24 protein-coding genes and 1 tRNA gene are annotated in these 20,191 nt (G+C 48.2%); 20 read left to right on the top strand and 5 right to left on the bottom strand.

Features of this window, described 5'->3' with window-relative positions; genetic code table 11:
- The 3 genes from BLV66_RS07475 to BLV66_RS15690 all read left to right on the top strand — a co-directional run.
- Positions 1-768, top strand: a 768-nt coding sequence (locus tag BLV66_RS07475; RefSeq protein WP_305367266.1) for a transketolase-like TK C-terminal-containing protein, incomplete at its 5' end; no start/stop codon positions are given.
- A gap of 50 nt (positions 769-818) precedes the next feature.
- Entirely contained in the window at positions 819-1,592 is a 774-nt protein-coding gene (locus tag BLV66_RS07470; protein WP_218131812.1) for a hypothetical protein, read from the top strand.
- Between the two features lie 55 nt (positions 1,593-1,647).
- Positions 1,648-1,851: a hypothetical protein gene (locus tag BLV66_RS15690; protein WP_218131811.1), complete on the top strand. Its 204-nt coding sequence runs from the start codon at positions 1,648-1,650 to the stop codon at positions 1,849-1,851.
- Positions 1,852-2,154: 303 nt separating this feature from the next.
- Here the strand turns inward: BLV66_RS15690 and BLV66_RS07465 are convergent, their stop codons facing one another.
- A complete protein-coding gene (locus BLV66_RS07465; RefSeq protein WP_086987106.1) occupies positions 2,155-2,568 on the bottom strand; it encodes a cupin domain-containing protein in 414 nt (137 codons plus the stop codon).
- 19 nt (positions 2,569-2,587) lie between these two features.
- Positions 2,588-2,905, bottom strand: coding sequence for a carboxymuconolactone decarboxylase family protein (locus BLV66_RS07460; RefSeq protein WP_086987107.1), 318 nt, complete (start codon positions 2,903-2,905; stop codon positions 2,588-2,590).
- 319 nt (positions 2,906-3,224) lie between these two features.
- On the opposite strand from BLV66_RS07460, the gene BLV66_RS07455 reads away from it, so the two are divergent.
- From BLV66_RS07455 to BLV66_RS07395, 14 genes are all read left to right on the top strand, one after another.
- The gene (locus BLV66_RS07455; protein WP_086987108.1) at positions 3,225-4,031 is read left to right on the top strand and encodes a hypothetical protein; all 807 of its coding nucleotides are present in this window, start codon (positions 3,225-3,227) and stop codon (positions 4,029-4,031) included.
- Positions 4,032-4,190: 159 nt separating this feature from the next.
- The gene (locus BLV66_RS07450) at positions 4,191-5,066 is read left to right on the top strand and encodes a DUF1295 domain-containing protein (RefSeq protein ID WP_086987109.1); all 876 of its coding nucleotides are present in this window, start codon (positions 4,191-4,193) and stop codon (positions 5,064-5,066) included.
- A gap of 36 nt (positions 5,067-5,102) precedes the next feature.
- On the top strand, positions 5,103-5,516 hold the full coding sequence (locus BLV66_RS07445) for a MerR family transcriptional regulator (RefSeq protein WP_086987110.1): 414 nt from the start codon (positions 5,103-5,105) through the stop codon (positions 5,514-5,516).
- 91 nt (positions 5,517-5,607) lie between these two features.
- On the top strand, positions 5,608-6,471 hold the full coding sequence (locus tag BLV66_RS07440; protein ID WP_086987111.1) for a DUF3737 family protein: 864 nt from the start codon (positions 5,608-5,610) through the stop codon (positions 6,469-6,471).
- Positions 6,455-7,630 carry a MalY/PatB family protein gene (locus tag BLV66_RS07435; protein ID WP_086987112.1) on the top strand — a complete coding sequence of 392 codons (1,176 nt, stop codon included), beginning with the start codon at positions 6,455-6,457 and terminating at the stop codon, positions 7,628-7,630. Before BLV66_RS07440 ends, BLV66_RS07435 begins: the two co-directional genes overlap by 17 nt.
- Positions 7,631-7,779: 149 nt before the next feature.
- Positions 7,780-8,661 (top strand): LysR family transcriptional regulator, encoded by an 882-nt coding sequence (locus BLV66_RS07430; protein ID WP_086987113.1) that lies wholly within the window; start codon positions 7,780-7,782, stop codon positions 8,659-8,661.
- A 111-nt stretch (positions 8,662-8,772) separates the two neighbouring features.
- Positions 8,773-9,576: an MBL fold metallo-hydrolase gene (locus tag BLV66_RS07425; protein WP_086987114.1), complete on the top strand. Its 804-nt coding sequence runs from the start codon at positions 8,773-8,775 to the stop codon at positions 9,574-9,576.
- Positions 9,577-9,595: 19 nt separating this feature from the next.
- A complete protein-coding gene (locus BLV66_RS07420) occupies positions 9,596-10,576 on the top strand; it encodes an aldo/keto reductase (RefSeq protein ID WP_086987115.1) in 981 nt (326 codons plus the stop codon).
- A 152-nt stretch (positions 10,577-10,728) separates the two neighbouring features.
- Positions 10,729-11,010 (top strand): DUF1232 domain-containing protein, encoded by a 282-nt coding sequence (locus BLV66_RS07415; protein WP_086987116.1) that lies wholly within the window; start codon positions 10,729-10,731, stop codon positions 11,008-11,010.
- Positions 11,011-11,222: 212 nt separating this feature from the next.
- Entirely contained in the window at positions 11,223-11,972 is a 750-nt protein-coding gene (gene nfsA, locus BLV66_RS07410; RefSeq protein ID WP_086987117.1) for an oxygen-insensitive NADPH nitroreductase, read from the top strand.
- A 492-nt stretch (positions 11,973-12,464) separates the two neighbouring features.
- Positions 12,465-12,596, top strand: coding sequence for a hypothetical protein (locus BLV66_RS15780; protein WP_255356057.1), 132 nt, complete (start codon positions 12,465-12,467; stop codon positions 12,594-12,596).
- 260 nt (positions 12,597-12,856) lie between these two features.
- The gene (locus tag BLV66_RS07405; protein WP_086987118.1) at positions 12,857-14,074 is read left to right on the top strand and encodes a chloride channel protein; all 1,218 of its coding nucleotides are present in this window, start codon (positions 12,857-12,859) and stop codon (positions 14,072-14,074) included.
- Positions 14,075-14,323: 249 nt separating this feature from the next.
- Positions 14,324-14,695, top strand: coding sequence for a VOC family protein (locus tag BLV66_RS07400; RefSeq protein ID WP_086987119.1), 372 nt, complete (start codon positions 14,324-14,326; stop codon positions 14,693-14,695).
- A gap of 90 nt (positions 14,696-14,785) precedes the next feature.
- Positions 14,786-15,181 carry a VOC family protein gene (locus BLV66_RS07395; RefSeq protein WP_086987120.1) on the top strand — a complete coding sequence of 132 codons (396 nt, stop codon included), beginning with the start codon at positions 14,786-14,788 and terminating at the stop codon, positions 15,179-15,181.
- 161 nt (positions 15,182-15,342) lie between these two features.
- On the opposite strand, the gene BLV66_RS07390 is transcribed toward BLV66_RS07395, so the two are convergent.
- Entirely contained in the window at positions 15,343-15,879 is a 537-nt protein-coding gene (locus BLV66_RS07390) for an ECF transporter S component (protein ID WP_086987121.1), read from the bottom strand.
- A gap of 11 nt (positions 15,880-15,890) precedes the next feature.
- Positions 15,891-17,042, bottom strand: coding sequence for a pyridoxal-phosphate-dependent aminotransferase family protein (locus BLV66_RS07385; RefSeq protein WP_086987122.1), 1,152 nt, complete (start codon positions 17,040-17,042; stop codon positions 15,891-15,893).
- A gap of 304 nt (positions 17,043-17,346) precedes the next feature.
- Here BLV66_RS07385 and BLV66_RS07380 point away from each other — a divergent pair, with 304 nt between their 5' ends.
- Positions 17,347-18,060, top strand: a complete 714-nt coding sequence (locus tag BLV66_RS07380) for a TraX family protein (protein WP_086987123.1) — start codon at positions 17,347-17,349, stop codon at positions 18,058-18,060.
- Between the two features lie 17 nt (positions 18,061-18,077).
- Entirely contained in the window at positions 18,078-19,277 is a 1,200-nt protein-coding gene (locus BLV66_RS07375) for a M15 family metallopeptidase (protein ID WP_086987124.1), read from the top strand.
- Between the two features lie 94 nt (positions 19,278-19,371).
- Here the strand turns inward: BLV66_RS07375 and BLV66_RS07370 are convergent.
- A tRNA-Val gene (locus BLV66_RS07370) sits at positions 19,372-19,443 on the bottom strand.
- A 164-nt stretch (positions 19,444-19,607) separates the two neighbouring features.
- On the opposite strand from BLV66_RS07370, the gene BLV66_RS07365 reads away from it, so the two are divergent.
- Entirely contained in the window at positions 19,608-20,132 is a 525-nt protein-coding gene (locus BLV66_RS07365; RefSeq protein WP_086987125.1) for a YehS family protein, read from the top strand.
- Positions 20,133-20,191: the final 59 nt, after the last annotated feature.

The following is a 20,191-nucleotide window of genomic DNA, read 5'->3' as shown; positions in this document are numbered from 1 at the left end:
GCGATGGCCGCTATCATGAACGGCATCGTTCTGCATGGCGGAACGAGAACGTATGTAGGGACATTCTTCGTCTTCACCGACTACTTGCGTCCAGCGATGCGTTTGGCTGCCATTTCGCACTTGCCTGGCACTTACGTGATGACGCATGACTCAATCGCCGTAGGCGAAGACGGCCCGACGCATGAGCCAGTGGAACACTTATCCAGCTACCGCGGCATGCCGAACTTGACGGTTCTGCGTCCGGCTGACGGCAACGAAGTCAGCGCTGCTTGGGAAATCGCCGTGTCTTCAGTAGATAAACCAACGATGTTGGTGCTGACGCGCCAAAACTTGCCTGTCCTTGAAGGAACGCCAACATTGGCCCGTGAAGGCGTGAAGAAAGGTGCTTACGTGCTTTCGCCGCAACAAGGCGAAACGCCTGCCGGCATCCTGATCGCAACGGGTTCGGAGGTGAGCTTGGCTGTGGAAGCGCAAAAACAATTGCGTGAAGCTGGAGTGGACGTCTCTGTTGTGTCCATGCCGAGTTTTGATCTGTTCGAAGCCCAGGATGCAGCCTACAAAGAAACAGTCCTGCCTGGCGCAGTCCGCAACCGCATGTCCATCGAGATGGGCGCGACCTTCGGTTGGGAACGTTATGTCGGCTTGGATGGCCTAGCTTACGGCATCGACACTTACGGCGCAAGCGGCAATGGCAACGTGGTAATGGCTGAGTTCGGCTTTACGACCGAAAAAGTGGTTGCGGCCTATCAAGCGAAGTTCGTAAAGTAAACGGAATCCTGCTGCAACTGTGCGGGGCAAATGATGAAGGGAGCACATTAATGATGAAAATAACCAAGAAGAAATTGGATGATATGTACCGAAGCTACTGCGCTAGCTACATCACGATCGGAGGCGAAACGTGCGCGCTGATCGCAAGCGAAGAGGAAGGCTACCCTTGCTACATGTATTCGGGCAAGGACTTCGAAAAAAGGGAAACCGTTTGGGAAAAGGGCGGCGGCTGCATGTCCATCATCCCCATACCGAACAAAAATAATGAATTTTTGGCCATCGTCGATTTTTACCTGAAGGTCAGCCCAAGCAAGTCGAAAGTCGTCTGGGGCAAATACGATCCGGAGACCGGCTGGGAAATCAAGGATGTGCTTTACCTGCCTTATCTGCACCGTTTCGACATCTATGATGTGGATGGCGTGAATTACTTTGTCGGCGCCACGATAGCGGATGACAAGGATTTCAAGGATGATTGGTCGAGATCAGGCAGCATCTATTATGGTGTACTGCCGGAAGACCCTACCGGAGGCGTCGAGCTGAAGGTTTTGGGGAAAGGCTATTTCCGTAACCACGGCTACTACAAAGATTATGAAGGCGACAAACCGGTCGGCTACTTCACCAGCGATCAAGGGATCATCAAAGTGACTCCTTTTGCGGATAAAGAATGGGAAATCGAACAGATTTTGGATACTCCAATCGGCGAAGTTGCCTTGCTGGACATCGATTCCGATGGCACGAAGGAAATGATCACGATCGAGCCCTTCCACGGCGACAGCATCAAAATCTACAAAAAAAACGGAAGCCGGTTACGAGGCCGTCTATGAATATCCGCATAAAATCGATTTTGCCCACACCTTGGTGGGCACAACGCTCAGGGGCGTGCCGAGTTTTGTCGGCGGCATCCGTCGCGAAAACTGCGATCTGTTCTATATTCAATATGTGGACGGGGAGTTTAAAACCGAAATCATCGATAAGGGCTGCGGCCCATCCAATATCATGGTTGTGAACGAGGCGGACCGGGACATCATCGTAGCCGCCAACCACACAGGCAATGAAGCTGCTGTCTATGTAGTGGAAGATTGAGGCGACGGTGAACGATGACCAACGGGAGGACAGGACATCTGATTGTTCTCCTCCGGTGAACGGAGGCTTCGCCGGAGTTCGGCCAACATTATTGCTTGTGATCTTCGGTGAGGTCCGCTTCGTAGGAGCTGAGGCCGGTTCTGAATAGTGTCCTCCGGCGGGCAGCGGCCTCTCCGGAGCTGGAGGGTAAAAACCAAGATTTCCTCCGACTAACAGCCACTGTTAATCTTTTTCACTAATACAATACAATCAAAAAAGAATGTCCGGCCCCATTTTCAGGGCTGGACATTCTTTTTTGTGCAATTAGTGATGCAGACCCTCATACAACTCATCAGCAACGGGTTCAAGCCATTCCGGTTTTCCTGCGGTGATGGCGATGTGCTCGAACCAGCTATCCTTGGCGGCACCGTGCCAGTGTTTCACGCCGTCATGGGTAACGATGACATCCCCAGGTTTCAATGATTGGGCGCGTTTTCCGTCTTCCTGATACCAGCCCTCTCCGCCTGTGACCAAAAGGATTTGGTAGCCGTCATGATGGATATGCCAGTTGTTGCGGCAACCCGGTTCAAAGGTCACATTGCCGACGCCGACAGCCACTTCGGGATCGGCCACCAGTGAATTAAAATAGCTTTGGCCGACAAAGTACTGCGCGTAAGCTGTGTTTTCATCACCGATCGGGAAGATGACGCCATTTTTTACTTCTTCGTTTTTTGACATATTTTATTCCTCCTGTAAATTAATCTTTGTATATTTCTTTGGCGATGTTGAAAGCGGACCAAGCTTTTGGCCAGCCGACATAGAACGCGAGTTGGGTGATGATTTCCACAAGCTCCTCTTTTGTCACGCCGTTTTCCTTCGCTTTGCTCAAATGGAACGGAAGCTGTTCAAAGTTTCCGCCTGTGATCAGCGCTGTGATAGTGACGATGGAACGATCACGCGGCGCGAATTCCTTTTCCCGCGACCAGACTTGCCCAAACAGGACATCGTCATTCAATTCAGCAAATTTTGGCGCAAAATCGCCTAATAAATCTCTTCCTGCTGTAACTTTTGCCATAAAATCATCTCCTTAGGAATGTTAGACTCAGCATACTCCCTAGAGTGCACTTTAAGTCAAGTGCAAGCTCATAATTATTTTTCGTTCTCAAAATATCGTGCTGTTGTATCTTAGAAAATGGAGGTGGGAGCGCATGGACAATTCAATTGGAGCGTTCTCGGAAATGGATGCGACGATAGAGGAGCGAATGGAATTTGGTTCTACAATAAATGGTGTTGATGAAATTTACCTCATCAACACCATTTGACAGGCCGCCTAGTGTGTTAGCTGATTGGTTATCTCAAATTAGGATATAATGTATTTATTGAGGGGTGGACATATGTTTACATTGGGAAGAAATATAGATTTTAGTTATAAAACAAATCAAATGATAGTACTATCATCAGTAATAGCAGCTGCTAGTGGATGGTTGTTAACCAGCAATGTTTTATCAGGGGTTTATGTAGGCCTTGGAGTTTTTTTGACGTGGGCACTTGTTAGAGAAGTGGATCCAAACCATGAGTACTCAGCATTTCTAGCTGCTGCATTTTCACTTTTAAATTTACTTTATTATGGAAATGTTCAGCTTTTAGTGGTTGTTTGGATACTTTTACTTATGAGGATCATAAATGGGATTACAGGAAAAGAGCTGACTATGTTTGATATATTTTCAGTGCTGGGACTTACTACCTACCTATCATTCAATAACAAAAACAGTATATATTTGATGATATTCGTATTAGCTATGGTTTGTAGCATGAAAAAGGGAGCAAAGACGAGAAAAGCATGGATAGCTAGTGCAATCAGTATAGGGATTGTTGCAGTGGATCGGTTTTTTATGAACAATTTATCAGTCGACAGTATAGATTATTCAAATGCTGTAACCCTATTTGTAATTACCGCATTAGGTCTATCGCTTATACTATTTTGGCTTTTATCAAATGATGAGACCAAAGATGATAAAGGGAACAGCGTAAATAGATCCAAACTATTGGCAAGTCAACTTTTTTATAGTGCCACGGTTCTTTTGCTGTTTATCTTTGGGGGCGTTAGTTTTAATAATTTAATTATCTACTTGTCGGCCGTATTAGGTGCAAGCATTTACTTTATCGGAGATAAGATTCTAATGAGAACGCGTTCCAATTAAAAGGATAAAAAATTCGGGCTTCAGTTTGAAGCTTTGATTCGATTGCTTATTATATATTAGTGTATAATGAGAGTATTACATTTTATTGATAGAACTAGCTAAATTTTTTTGCTTTTTTTGGGTAAGGTACGATGTATAAAAATTTGAAAGAGGTGGAATATGGATAAGAAAAGGATTGTAATTTATACGCTATTATTTATAGCAACGTTAGCAATAGCGACGCAAGGATTCACGAATATAGGTTTGGATGGACTACTGGTCCCATTAATTTTTACCTTTGTTTATTTTACGATAATCTTTATTATCGCAACAGTAATTAAAAACAATTCAATTGTCGATATTGGTTGGGGGATGGGGTTTGTTGTGGGGAGCTGGCTTACACTGCTTGTGACTGAAAATCCCACAGTTTTATCGTATGCTATTGTTGGATTTATCAGTGTGTGGGGCCTTAGGTTATCACTCCGTTTATTAAAAAGAAATTATGGAAAACCCGAAGATTTCAGATATGCGCAGTGGCGTAAAGAGTGGGGTGATAAAGTAGTTGTCACCGCCTTTTTTAGAGTATTTGTGGTTCAAGGTATCATTAACTTTATCGTTGGATCTGCGAGCTATGTGGTGATCAAATACAACGAATTTAGTTTTGATTCAGCTCACCGCTATTTTGTTTATGCTGCATTATTCATTGCGCTGGTAGGACTGTTCTTTGAAGTGGTGGGTGATGAACAACTAAGACGACACATCAATAAAAAAACACATTCGCTTCTGCAATCAGGATTATGGTCAGTCACACGTCATCCAAACTATTTTGGTGAAATCCTGATCTGGATTGGATTATATGCTAGTGGCATTACATTGTTCTTTACTGATTCCATCAACCCTTATTATTATCTATTATTAGTGATCTCACCTATTTTGATGAGTACCGTATTAATCAAAATATCAACTCCATTACTGGAGAAAAATATGGAGAAATACGATGGATGGGAAGAGTACACCAAAAGAGTTCCAATGCTTTTTCCTTTCACTAAAAAATAGGGCTATAGTATGCGTAATAAATGGAGGTGGGATGGCATGTCCTATTCAATCGGAGAATTTTCGAAAATGATCGGTCTACCTGTGTCGACGCTGCGCTATTATGAAAATGAAGGTCTTCTGAAACCGGATCGCGATGAGAATAACCTGCGTGTCTACACCGATCAGGATTTAAAATGGGTAACTTTTCTCCTGCATCTGAAAGGCACCAGCATGTCTATGGCGGAACTGAAGCAGTACACCATTTGGCGTACCGAAGGGGATGCAACGATGCTGGAACGGATGGAACTCTTGGAGAAGCGGCGGCGTTTGTTGGAAAAAAATATCCAAGCCTTGATGCACAATCTTGAAGTGATCGAAAACAAAATCAATTTTTACGAAGATCGCCTTCAAGGGGAAACAGGGGACTTCAGCTCCCAACCGGAAGCCGAGAAGGAAAAAAGCACGAAATAAGCCCGCCGCTTGGTGGGCTTATTTTTATTGCTTGACTTAACGTCAAGGTTAAGGTGTACGCTCTGATTGTATCAGAGAGGGGTCAAAAAATATGGAACATCTAAATCAACAGCTATTCACCGGGGAGCGGGCCCTATTCAAAGCGAAAGACTTGCAAATCAGCCATTCAGTCTTTGCTGATGGGGAGTCTCCATTGAAGGAAAGCAGCAATATCGCACTCAAAAAAACAATCTTCCGTTGGAAATATCCGTTATGGTATGCGCAGAACATCCAGGCAAATGACATCACTTTAGTGGAGACTGCGCGTTCCGGCATTTGGTACACCAATGGCATCACCATCACCGACAGCATGATCCAAGCGCCCAAGACATTCAGGAAAGCCACCGATATTAAGCTGGAACGAGTGGAAATGCCAAATGCCCAAGAGACATTATGGAATTGCAACGATATTACGTTGCAACATGTAAACGCAGCAGGCGATTATTTTGCGATGAACAGCGAAAACATCCAAATTGAGCACTTTACGCTGTCGGGCAACTATGCCTTTGACGGTGGCAAAAATATCGAGATTTTGCATGCCAAATTGCTTTCAAAAGATGCTTTTTGGAACTGCGAGAATGTGGTCGTCAGGGATTCGATGATCGTCGGCGAATATCTGGGCTGGAATTCGAAAAACATCACCTTCATCGACTGCGTCATCGAGAGCAATCAGGGCATGTGCTATATGGAGAACGTGAGAATGGAGAATTGCACGCTCATCAACACCGATCTGGCTTTCGAATATTCGACGGTCGACATTCAAGCGAACAGCCGTATCGACAGCATCAAAAATCCGATCAGCGGCACGATAACCGCTACAGGAATCGGCGAGCTGATCGTTGACGATCCGGAAATCGCCGCCGAGAACACCAAATACCAGCTTGCGGAGGACCGGGAATATGCCATTCGATTTTGATCACGTCATCGACAGACGGAACACAAACGCTTATAAGTGGGACGTCAAAACGGATGAATTGCCGATGTGGGTGGCGGACATGGACTTCGGGACAGCGCCGGCTGTTGTCGACGCCATCGAAAAACGTCTGAAGCTAGGCGCTTTCGGCTACAATACCGTCCCGGACAGTTTCCGGGAAAGCATCATCAGGTGGTGGCAGAGGCGGCATCAGTTCACGATGGAAAAAGAATGGATCGTCTATTGCACAGGCGTCGTCCCAGCCATCTCTTCTATCGTCAGGAAAATGACTGAGATAGGCGATGACATCGTGGTGCTTTCACCGGTCTACAACATCTTCTACAATTCCATACTGAACAACAGCCGGAAAGTCTTGGCAAGCGAATTGCACTATGAAGACGGAAGTTATGCCATCGCTTTCGCGGACCTCGAGGAAAAACTGGCCCGAAGCACTACTTCGCTGTTCATTTTCTGTAACCCGCACAATCCGATCGGGAAAGTTTGGGATCGGCCGACGCTGGAACGGATCGCCGAACTGTGCATCAAGCATGATGTGCTGGTCGTAAGCGACGAAATCCATTGCGATCTGACGCACATCAGCCACTCATACATTCCATTTGCCTCCGTTTCCGAGGAGATTGCAGATCGGACAATCACTTGCGTTGCGCCAACGAAAGCGTTCAATCTCGCCGGACTGCAGACAGCGGCGATCGTCATCCCGAATCCTGAAATCCGAAAAATGGTGGACAGAGGGATCAACACGGATGAAGTGGCGGAGCCCAATACCTTCGCGATCAAAACGGCTGAAGCGGCTTTTGAAGACGGGGAAGAATGGCTCGAGGAACTGCGATACTATCTGGGACAGAACCGAATATTTCTGATTGGTTCATTGAAGCAACTTGTGCCCGAAGTCCATGTGATCGAGGCTGAAGCAACCTATCTGGCTTGGATCGATTGCACAGCGATGACGGAGGATACGAAGAAACTTTGCGCATTCATCCGGGAGAAAACCGGATTGTACCTTTCGGAAGGGGATATCTTTGGCGGAAATGGCTCGCGTTTTGTCCGCTGGAATTATGCCTGTCCAAAGGGGCTTCTGGAGGACGGCATCAAGCGCTTCGTCGAAGGCGTAGAACTGTACAAAAAAGAATATTCAGGATAATGGGAAACGCTGAAGAGTCGCGCTATGGATGCGATTCTGCAGCGTTTTTTTGATAGATGTTCCCGCTTGTCGGATGGGGCTGCTTGTGTCATCATGGAAGTGTGAACGCCTTCAGTGGCGGAATAATCAGCAAATGGAGCATAATACATATGGAATTAAGGGTCATACATTATTTTTTAACGGTAGTCTATGAGGAAAACATCACCAGCGCTGCCGAGAAATTGCATATTACGCAGCCGACGTTGTCCCGGCAGATGATGCAACTGGAGGAGGAATTGGGCGTCCAGTTGTTCAGGCGCGGAAAGCGGAAAATCGCTTTGACGAGCGAGGGACTGCTCCTGAAGCGCAGGGCGGAAGAGATCCTTGATTTGACCAATCGGACCGAGAAAGAACTAAAGCAGCAGAAGCCGCTCATGAATGGTGAAATTGCGATTGGTGGTGGCGAAACGCAATTTATGCGGCTGCTGGCTGAGCATATCAAGCGATTCAGTCTGGATTATCCGCAGGTCACCTACAAGTTTTATAGTGCGGATGCCGACGAAATCAAGGACCGTGCCAATAAAGGATTGTTGGACATCTGTCTGTTGACGGAACCGGTGGATGTCGAAAAGTTCGACTTTATCCGGATTCCGCAAAAAGAAAAATGGGGCGTCCTTATGAGGAAAGACAGTCCGCTGGCGCAAAAAGCGGAAATCAATCCGGACGATCTCCTGACTTATCCGATTTTGGTCGCTGGAAGATCGATTGTCCGCAATGAATTGGTGAACTGGTTCGACGATACTTATGACAGCTTGAACATCATCGGCAGCTATAATCTGATCTATAACGCCGCCATCATGGTGGAGGCGGATCTGGGATATGCACTTTGTCTGGAAAAACTTATTCCGGACAGCGCGGCCAGTCAGCTTTGCTTCAGACTGTTGAATCCCGTCTTGGAAACGGGTGTCGTGATTGCTTGGAAAAAATACCAGACTTTTCCGGCTGTCGTCGCGAAGTTCATCGAGGAATTAAAGAATGCCTTCAAGGCATAATTCAGAATGCAAAACAACTATTGGTATTGGCGCTTAAACAGCGTTAAGATAAGCAGTAATAAGATAGTTTGCAGCGGTTCGGATCGACCGGGCCAGAAGGAGGAAAAGCAAATGGCAAAATACAAACAAGCCGTTCCACCACCTACCGTGTTATTTGGAGAAGAAGCCTTTCAACTGATCGACCACACGGAAGTTCGTTGGCTGGGCAGCGGCGGGATGTTCGTGAATACCCGCGGCACCTGCCTGATGATGGATCCGATGCTGAAGGACTTCGATATGCCGCTTTTGATTGGCATGCCGATTGCGCCGGAAAAGGTTCCGCACTTGGATGCGGTCTTGATCACGCACTGCGACAACGACCATTACAGCGTGCCGACGCTGCACGCGCTGGAGCATGTCTCCAAGGCATTCCACGGACCGCACTATGTGGCGGAATTGATGCAAGCGGAAGGGTTTCCGGCAGAAGGACATGACATCGGGGACACATTCGAAATTGGACCGGCCAAAATAATGCTGACGCCGGCGGACCATGCCTGGCAGAACGAAAAAGCCAAATACAATTTTCGGGTATTCCGGTTGGAGGATTACTGCGGCTTTTGGATTGAAACGCCGGATGGAATCATCTGGGCTCCGGGCGATTCTCGTTTGATGAATGAACACTTGGAGATGCCGCAACCGGATGCGATCCTGTTCGACTTTTCCGACAACGAATGGCACATCGGATTGGCAGGGGCCATCCAAATGGCGAACACCTATCCCGATGCGCATCTGATTCTTTGCCATTGGGGCACGGTGGATGCACCTGATTTGAACGTATTCAACGCCGATCCGCAATCATTGTTCGACCGGGTTGTGAATCCGGAAAGGATCCATGCCTACGCACCCGGACAGCCTTTCACTATGAAAAAAGGGTAATCAAAGGAGGAGCATAACAATGGAGTATGTGAAATTCGGAAATACAGGAATGGACGTATCGCGGATTTGTTTGGGCTGCATGAGCTTCGGAGATCCTGATACGTGGCTGCACAAATGGGCGCTGAAAGAAGAGGAGAGCAGGCCAATCATCAAGCGCGCCTTGGAATTGGGCATCAATTTCTTTGACACTGCCAATGTCTATTCCTTGGGTAGAAGCGAGGAGATCCTCGGACGCGCCATCAAGGACTTTGCGAAGCGTGACGAAGTGGTCATCGCGACGAAAGTCCACGGCAAGATGCACGAGGGCCCGAACGGTTCCGGGCTGTCCCGCAAGTCTATCCTGAGCGAAATCGACCATAGTCTGAAGCGCCTGGATATGGATTATGTGGACCTCTACATCATCCACCGCTGGGACTACAATACACCAATCGAGGAAACGATGGAAGCCCTGCACGATGTGGTGAAATCAGGGAAATCCCGTTACATCGGGGCTTCCGCGATGTATGCGTGGCAGTTCCAAAAAGCCCTGCACGTTGCGGAAAAGAACGGCTGGACGCGCTTTGTGTCGATGCAGGACCATCTGAACCTGCTTTACCGTGAAGAGGAACGGGAAATGCTGCCGCTTTGCCGGGAAGAAAAAATCGCTGTGACCCCATACAGTCCGATGGCATCCGGCCGTCTGACGCGCGACTGGTCGGAGACGTCCAAACGGATGGAAATGGATAACGTGGCGCGTTCGAAGTACGAGGCCACTGCCGATAAGGACCGGATCATCGTCGAACGGTTGGCTCAGATAGCAGCCGACAGAGGTTTTTCCCGCGTCGAAATCGCCTTGGCTTGGCTTCTACAGAAGGAACCGGTCGTAGCGCCCATCATAGGGGCCACCAAGCTTGAGCATCTGGATAGACCGGTGGATGCTGTGGCGGTCAGGCTGACCGATGACGAAGTCGCTTTTTTGGAAGAACCGTATGTCCCGCATTTGATTGTCGGGCATAACTGAGGCATTTCGGCAGGCGGAAAAATCATCCTTGAGACTGATTCATATACTTTAAATAAGCAGTATACTTTGTTCACGATAACCAGACAGAGCCCGTTAAGAAGGCTTTAAGCAAAGAAGGGTTGTCCAAATCAATCAGCAAAGGAAAATGCATAATGAAAGTAAAAAAGAAAATCAGTCTGACACCGTTTAGTAAAGTCAAGTCGCTTATCCTTTCTCTGTTCGATTCCAAAGTCGACGGCAAGAAAAAATGGCTGGTGTTGGGGATCATTCTTTACATCATCAGTCCAATCGACATTATCCCGGATTTTATCCCGATGGCCGGTTATGCGGATGATGTGCTGTTGCCGATCCTGTTTTTGGTCGCTGAAAAAATATTGAGCGACGGAGCGATTGAAGGAAACGAACGCCCAATCAAAGAAGCAAAAAAAATATAATCTATAGCCAAACCACTTAGTCCGTTGGATTTCAACTTGAATGTTTTGAACGATAAAGTTCCACTCTTAGCTTATGCGGCAAAAGGGTGGGACTTTTTTTATGCTCTGAATACAGAGGCAATGATCCGTTTGGATGGACGCGGATTTTGGATTCCTTTAGAATGATCATATGGATTCAATATAAGCTATTCTGAAGGCGAGGAAAACAATAGATGAATGAAATGATAGAGCGCATTATGGCGCACCGCACAGTAAGGGATTTTGAAGACCGGGCTTTGAGCCCAGAACAGATAGAGACGATAGTCCGCAGTGCCCAAGCGGCTTCCACCTCGAGTTTTGTGCAGGCCTACTCCATCATCGGAGTCACGGATCCTGACAAAAAACGCGAATTGGCGAAAATCGCGCGCAACCAACAGTTCGTTGCCGAGAATGGCCATTTCTTCGTATTTTGCGCCGACTTGCATCGCCACGATGTGATCGGGAAGATGGAAGGGAAGGATGTTGCAGCCTCGCTCGAGAGCACCGAAAAGTTCATGGTCAGCGTGGTTGATGCATCCCTTGCGGCCCAAAATGCCGCTCTGGCCGCTGAAGCGATGGGTCTCGGGATCTGTTACGTCGGCGGCTTGCGGAATGACCTAGAAAAAGTCAGCGAACTCCTGAAGATTCCCGATAAAGTGCTGCCGCTCTTCGGACTGGCGGTAGGATACCCGAACAGCGTTAACGATCAGAAGCCGCGCCTACCTTTTGAACATATTTATCATGAGAACGAGTATCAACAGGATAATGCAGCCTATAAGGAACAACTGGAGAAGTACAACGAAGAAATCCAAGAGTACTATCGGTCGCGGACCGAAGGCGAACGCTGCGATACGTGGACCGGACAGATGGCAGAGATGCTCTCCCATCCACAACGCATGTACATGCATGATTTCGTCGAAAAGCAAGGGATGAACAAGCATTGACTGTTTTGAGCTTTGCAGAAGTGAATTCCGTATTTTGAAACACTCAACCGGAATTTGGTTTTTCAAATAACATTTCACCTTAGCTTATCATGAATTAATCTTTTCTCTTGCATCGAACGGATATTCGTGTTATAGTTATTTTTCAACGTCCAAGAACATATGCAACTGATATGTATGGAACCATGGCTTTTCTCTATTCTGCAGCGGATGCTGCAGGCAAACGGAACCAAAAATAAGCGAAGTTAAATTTATATGTAGCGCCACACTGTGGTGCCCGCAACATGAATTTCCAAGATTTAGATTTGATAGTGAAAAAGCCGCGATTCCTGTACAGGAATACCTTTTTCTTTCTTATGATAATAAGTAGAGACGGAAAGGTACTCGATTGAGTGCCTTTTTGATTTCTCTAAATATAGAAAAAAAGGATATATGAGGAGGTTGAAAGATAGTAGCGTACGCATATGGTTACGCTAAAGAAGGAGCAATAAATATATGAAGAACATCGTCTATACGAATTCGCAGAACGTGACTATTGAAATATCATGGGAAGCGTATTACAAAGAGATCGACATGCGCAAACAAGAGCGTTTGAAGAAAAAACAAGCGCAGACAAGCGGCAAATAAGGTCTAAGCGGCTCTCCATGATCGGATAGCTGCAAATCAAAAAGCTCGGGAACCCTGACTCACAATTGATGAGTCAGCGGCTTCCGAGCTTTTTTTTCATGTTTCCGTTTCCTGAGGGATTCGGGTTTCTGTACCCTAATATTGCGTGCGGTTCGGACAATAATTTCCAGTTATTCCCAGCGGTTTCATGGTATCATCATTGGAAGATGCCTTACTAGAGGCGAAGTGAAAAATATCAGATTAGAAGAAGGAATATAACAATGGATAAAAAGAAATCAGCGGTTTATCAAGAAATACTGTTTTACGGGATTGCGGCAATCCTGATGGGCATATTGGTGGGGGCCTTGGACGCTTTGTTTGGCGAAGTACTCATTCTGATCACTCAGTTCCGCGAGCAGCACATCGCAGTATTGTTTCCGTTCCTCGCAGTCGCTGGCTTGGCGATCGTCTATGTCTACCAAAAATTCGGCAAAAACAGCAGCAAGGGAATGGGGTTAATCTTCTCCGCGGGGAACAGGCAGGATGAAGAGATTCCGAAACGGCTGGTTCCGCTAGTCATCGCCGGCACGTGGCTGACCCATTTATTCGGCGGCAGCGCCGGCCGTGAGGGCGTAGCCGTGCAGATCGGCGCGACCGTAGGCTATACCTTCGGGAAAAAGCTCCCTTACCAAGATTCGAAAAAAATCCTGTTGGTTGCCGGGATGGCGGCCGGTTTCGCGGGCTTGTTCCAGACACCGATGGCGGCGACCTTTTTCGCCTTGGAGGTGCTGATGGTCGGCATGATCGAATACCGCGCGCTTTTCCCCGCAGCGTTAAGCGCCTTTGTGGCATCCTATACCTCGCATTTCCTCGGGTTGGAAAAATTTTCGGTGGATTTGAATGTGGCTGTCCCGGTTGATTTGCTTTTCGCGGGAAAGATTGTCCTCTTGGGAATTGTCTTCGGAGCTGTCGGCGGGTTGTTCGCCAAGCTGCTGAAGAACGCGAAAGGCTGGCTGGCGCAAAAGATAGCTGATCCTTACAGAAGGATTTTGGTGGTGGGCGTGCTGCTGACGATCGCGCTATTTGCGTTGCATATGGGGCACTACTCGGGCTTGGGCACCAATCTGATCAGCGCCAGCTTCCAGGAGGGCACAATTTATGGATACGACTGGGTATTGAAGCTTGTACTGACTATTGTGACTCTGGCAGCAGGATTCCAGGGCGGGGAAGTCACACCGTTGTTCTCGATCGGCGCAAGTTTGGGCTATTGGTTGGCGCCGTTGTTCGGCTTACCGCCGGAGTTAGTGGCCGCCTTGGGGTACGCAAGTGTCTTCGCTTCGGCGACGAACACCTTCATCGCTCCCGTCTTCATAGGTGCTGAGGTATTCGGATATGACACGCTGCCGTATTTTTTTGCAATCGTGTCGGTCGCCTACGTGTTCAATAGCGGGCATTCCATCTATGCGCAGGAAAAATCCGAGAGCGATTATTTGCAATAGTCAGTCGGAAAAATCAGGGTTACCTATACTTTCGATGCAGGCCGTCTCTAAAATGAGACAGTCTTTTTGCATTTTTTAATGCAATGCAGTTCCGCGATTCCCACACGCAATTTCAGTTTCTCGAACCCCCCCGATCCGCTAAAATTAGCTTTTCGCATACGACGAAATTATAATGGTTTATAAAGAGACATTCTTCAGCAGCACCCAGATCAGAATCGGAAAAATTCCAAAACAGAACGGAGAATAAGCATGGGCATCGGAGCATTTTCCCTCAGTTTGACGGTCAAGGACATGCATACATCAAAGGCATTTTACGAAAAATTGGGCTTCAGCACATTCGGTGGGGACATTGACCAAAATTGGCTGATCATGAAGAATGAGGACTGCATCATCGGGCTATTCCAAGGCATGTTCGAGAAAAACATGCTGACGTTCAATCCCGGCTGGAACAGCGATGCGGAAGAAGTGAATCCGTTCAAGGATGTCCGCCAACTGCAGGAGGAATTGCAGGAGAAAGGCATCACTTTTGTTTCGGAAGCAGATCCGGACACTAAAGGGCCGGGCAGCTTCATCATCGAGGATCCCGATGGCAATCCGATCCTCGTCGACCAGCACAGATAATTTTCCTTTCGAACGAACGATTTTGCCAATTACACGCTACAAGAGCTATCCGCAGCAACTGATTTGCGAAAAATAGGAGGTCAATGTATTATGGGAAGAGTCATTCATTTTGAAATACATGTGGACGATATGGAACGGGCTATGCTATTCTACGGGGCTGTTTTCGGATGGGAGTTCGAAGATTGGACCGCTTATGTAGGTGCGCCTTATTTTGGGGCGATCACAGGGGACACGAGCGAGCCGGGCATCAACGGCGCTTTGTTGCAGCGCCAAAGTGCTCCGCCCGAGGCAAATCAAGCTCTGAACGCTTTTGTGTGCACGATGGGGACCGAAGATTACGATGCGACCGAAGCGCTGATTCTGGAGAAGGGCGGCAAAGTCGCGATACCGAAGAACGCTCTGGCGGGGATGGCTTGGCAGGGTTACTACTTCGATACGGAAGGGAACATGTTCGGAATCCATCAACCGGACCTGAATGCAAAATAGCATAACAAAAACGGAAGGCTGTCTCTTTTGGACAGTCTTTTCGTGTTGTAGGCACAGACATATCAAAAGATGTCCGATAATGCGGAAGAATCGGACATCCCGAGGACTATTAAAAAAAGGAAGGCTCTGTCTCATCCCGAGACCGAGCCTTCCTTTTCCATTTATGTTCCAGCGATATTCATCTTTTTTAAAATTGCCGACAGCGGCAAAGAAATGGCGATTCCGACCGCGTTCTGGACGAGGTTACCGGGAATTGAAGCGAACGGTGTGATGGCATTTCCGTAAAGAATCCATTCGCACAGATAATAACCGATCAGCATGATGGGAATCGAAAGCAGTGTGGCCAAAAGATTCACGGCAAAGCTGTTCCCTTGGCGGCCCTTCGACCATGCCAATTTTCCGACCAGATAGCCTTGAAGCCCACGCGTAACAAACGTGAAGGGAGCCCACAAAACCCAACCGGCCATCAGGTCGAAGATGGCCATGCCGACCGCTCCGGCGATGGCACCTTTTTTCGGCCCGAACAGGATGGATGCGAGGAAGAGCATCGCAGTGCCGAGGTGGATCAATCCGCCGTTTGCCGTGATAGGCAATTTGATATTCAGGAAGACCGTCGCAACGAATACGAGTGCAATTAAAATTGCCGTCAAAACCAAATCATAAGTGCGTGTGTTTGAATAACCTTGTGCTTTTTGCATAGTGAAGCCTCCTATTTGTTTTGTTTATAGCTTTCGATGAATAGCTGTGCTAAATCGCCTTGTCCTGGAAAACCCAGATCGCGCAGCCCATTGTCGATGATGGCCAAAACATAGACAAGTTTGTCGATGAAGGCATTTTCGCCCATATGGCCGATGCGCAGGATCACATCTGCATATTGCGTTAGCGAAGTGGCGACCAAGAGATCGTAGTGTTCGCTGAGGTGCTCCTGCAGGTGCAAGGCGCCGATAGCTTCCGGTATCCGGATGGCCGTGACGGTATTGGAACAGTCGGAATTCAGGAACAACTCCAATCCATACGCTTGGGCGGCTTCGCGCACTGCGGAAGCGATCCTGTTATGGCGTCCAAAAACGGTCTCGATGCCTTCCTCCAGGATGTTGTCCAAAGCGGTATCGAGCGCCGCGACATCGCCGGCAGAAGTCGTATAAGGCAGGTATTCCTTTTCCACGTAGCCTTTGAAGACCTGCAGATTGGCATAAAAGGAAGCGATAGGCGTTTTGCGGTTGTCCATCGCTTTTTGGGCGTCTTCACTGACCGAAACGATGGCCAGACCGACCGGTGCCGAAATGGCTTTTTGGGTTCCACCGCAACAGATATCGATTTTATTTTCATCCACATTGATCGGCTCGCCGACCATTCCTGCGACGGAATCGACAACGGTCAAGATGTCGTATTCCTTCAGTAAAGGACATAACTCAGCCACGTTGTTCAGCACCGATGTCGGCGTGTCACAATGGACTAGGGTGGCATATTTGAAGTCGGAATCCTGCTCCAGATAGGCGCGGACCGCTTCGGTAGGGATGCCGCTGCGGTGATCGAAACTCAGGACGACCGGCACGCCGCCATAGATGCTGACGAAATCCTTGAAGCCTTCGCCATAGATGCCGTTGTCCAGCACGAGCACGCGGTCGCCTGGCTCCGTTAGGCTCGCACAAGCGGCCTCAAGAGCCAGGATCCCTTCGCCGGCAAGCAACAGGACCTCATTCGTGGTGCCCATGACGTGACCCATTTTTTGGCTGACCTCCCGGTAATAGCGGATGAACGTTTTGTCAAAGTCGCTGTTGTTGGCTCTTTTTGCGCGGGCCAAACGCACATTTTCGCGTACCTCTGTCGGACCCGGGGCGTAATTCGGTTTGTATCTCATCAGGACGTCCTCCTTATCGTTTAGTATATTGCTGATAATTTTAGCAAATGAAAAGGGCTATGAAACCGTCCAATCCGACATAAAATGAGGGGTCCAATTTGGCCAGAAATGGCTTTACGCATGCGTTTTTCAAATGTGAACGCATCCAATTTCGGATTGCGTAAGTTTTCCCGCAAATATCTTGCTTTTTTTCGGGGATTGGCGGACTCCCGGAAGCCTATACTGTGGAAAAGGACAGGCAAACAGGCCTGTCGATCAGCTTACAGCAATCGCTGTGAAACCAAGTACAGTGAGGAGCACTCCGATGCAAGGCATTAGCGAGATTCAAAAAGACCTATCATCCTATACATTGAAGAACCTTGCCATATTCGCAATGTTTTTCGATCATATCTTTGCGGTATTTGTGCCGCAGGACAGTCTTGAAGGTGTTGTGCTGCGGATAGCGGGGCGGATCGCTGCTCCGATCATGTGTTATATGATTGCGGAAGGCTATCATTACACATCCAATCTGAAAAAATATATAGTGCGGTTGCTGTTGTTCGCCGCGGTCTCGCATTTTCCGTATGTCTGGTATTTCGGACTCCCTTGGTGGCAAGCCACGAGCGTCATATGGGGATTGGCGCTCGGGTTGGTCGCATTGGCAGCGGCAAAACGGGAGAACTGGTCCCTTACGCTTAAAGCCTTCATCGTTTTTGTGTGCTGTCTGCTGGCGGTCCCGGCTGATTGGAATTATGTTGCGGTCTTGTGGATCCTGTTTTTTGGACTGTTCAGGGGACAAACCGAAAAGCAGCTGCTGAGCTTTGCGGTCATAGGAATTCTGTTCCACATCATCCCTTCCATCAGCGAAAACGGTTGGACGCAATCCTACCAAGTCGGCATTTTTCTGGCTGTACCGCTGCTGCTTTTCTACAAAGGCCGTCAAGGGAAGAAATCCAATGTGATGAAGTGGGGCTTCTATGCTTTCTATCCGTTCCATCTGTTGCTATTGGAACTAGTGAAAATGATTGTATCCGCGTAATGGAGGAATGAAGATAAATGAGAATCAAAAGAAATTGGCGCCGCACGATCATCGGCATCCTGACGGCTGTGGTGCTGTCCGCTTGCTCCGGCTCGGATGAACAGACGGAAACGGAGGAGTCAGAGAGCGCTTCGGCGAATTCGGCTGCCGAAGCGGCGACTTCGAATGAAGCTTCGATTCAAGAAGAGGACACCGCGGTTGCCCAGCTGACAGAGCCGGAGCCGTTGGTGTATGAAGGGGACCTGGAACTTCCCATCAACGGGGCGACCGGTTATGCATCTGTGCTGATGGATCTGAAGGCGACTGCCGATGCCGGATCCGAGACGACTTTGGTATTGGAAGCGGGAACCGCTTTTGAGGTGGTGGAGGAAGTGGGCGATTGGTGGTATATCCAGACCGCGACTGAATCAGGATGGGTGCAACATCTTTATTGTTTCATCAATCTTCCGGATGTGATCCCTTCCATCATTTATGATAATACCAACACGTACGCATCCAAGTTCGTTTCTTCCGGAAAAGCGATCCCTGGCATAACGGGTCAAGCGCTTTATGACGGGAAAGCATACAACATGCGTCTGGGTAAGGTGTCCGATATCGTGCCGGTGCTTTACAGCATGTCAAAGAAAATCAATTTAGCGCAACAAGCCGCCTTGGCGGAGGGGAACACCTTGGTCATCTATGAGGGGTATCGTCCTTATTCCGTCCAACAGATGACGGTGGCTGCTTTGACGAATCTGGCTGCAGCCGATCCTGAAGTGATGGCCGGGATCAATACCCATCCTTGGGACACCAACTGGTTCATCGCGACAAGCGTTTCGAATCATCAGATGGGCTATGCCATCGATGTCACTCTGGCGAAAATAACGGAACAGCAGGAAATCGTCATCGGTGATTACGCCGCGACTGCCATTACGGGCTACACGGAATACACGATGCCGACAACCATCCATGAATTGAGCATGGCTTCGGCAACATTCACCGGACCAGTCAAATCAAGTTCGCAGACTGCTTGGCTCCAAGCCACTTTGGCTGATACGATGAATGAGGCAGCCATCCTCCTTCAGCGCTATAGCACGGATGCCGGCCTCACTCCGTTGGCTTCGGAATGGTGGCATTTCAATGATCTTGATGCGCGTTTCGCCACCGAGGAAAACAGCAGTAAAGGCGAATACCTTTTGGATGCAACAATGAGTGAGGCTCCGGAAGCGGCTGAATGATGGACAGGCTCTTACGGAAATGAACATAAAAAGAGGCACAATCGAATTTTTTTCGATCGTGCCTCTTTACTTACTATAATGTGCTGAATCTTGATGGTCCCTACTGGGATTGAACCAGCGACCCCTACCATGTCAAGGTAGTGCTCTCCCGCTGAGCTAAGGAACCGTTAAACAGATGAATCACCTGCTCGTATATTTGATTATAACATATTTGCGTGATAAGTGAAGAGGGGAAATTAAAAAAATGAGGAACGAATAAGGCATGCATTCCATCAGACAACAAGGTATACTGGAAAAGGATAATTTCACAGGAAAATTTGGAGGTTTACTATGGACAACAATGATATATTGATCCGCTTGCGCTATGCGCTGGACATTAAGGATACGGATATGGTCGAAGTGTTCCGCTTGGGCGGACTCGAATTGACGAAGGAAGCAGTGCAAAAAATGTTGCTGAAATCGAAAAAAGAGGAAACGACGGATGCCAGTGAGGCAGGGGCAGCTTCAGACGATGAGCAATTGGCTTGCGACAACGCGACACTTGAATCGTTCTTGAACGGACTCATCACTTCCCAACGCGGCAAACCGCAAGCGAAGCCCGGCGAACCAGAAACAAAGCCGGAATTTGTGCTGAACAACGGGAACGTCAACAATCTGCTGCTGAAGAAAGTCAAAATTGCGCTGACTTTGACGAACGAAGATATGCTTGAAATTCTGGAATCGGCAGGCGTCACCGTATCAAAAAGCGAACTGAGTGCTGTCTTGCGCAAAGAAGGGCACCGCAACTACAAGCCTTGCGGCGACCGTTATGCACGAAATTTCCTGAAAGGGCTGGCGCTGCGCTACCGCGGATAAGCTGTGTTTTAGCCCGCCAAACAGCTTTTGGCGGGCTATTTCTGTTCCGCAGAATCCCA

It is taken from the genome of Trichococcus collinsii (assembly GCF_900107505.1).
Taxonomy (GTDB): domain Bacteria; phylum Bacillota; class Bacilli; order Lactobacillales; family Aerococcaceae; genus Trichococcus; species Trichococcus collinsii.
This window is presented reverse-complemented; position numbering and strand designations above follow the sequence as displayed.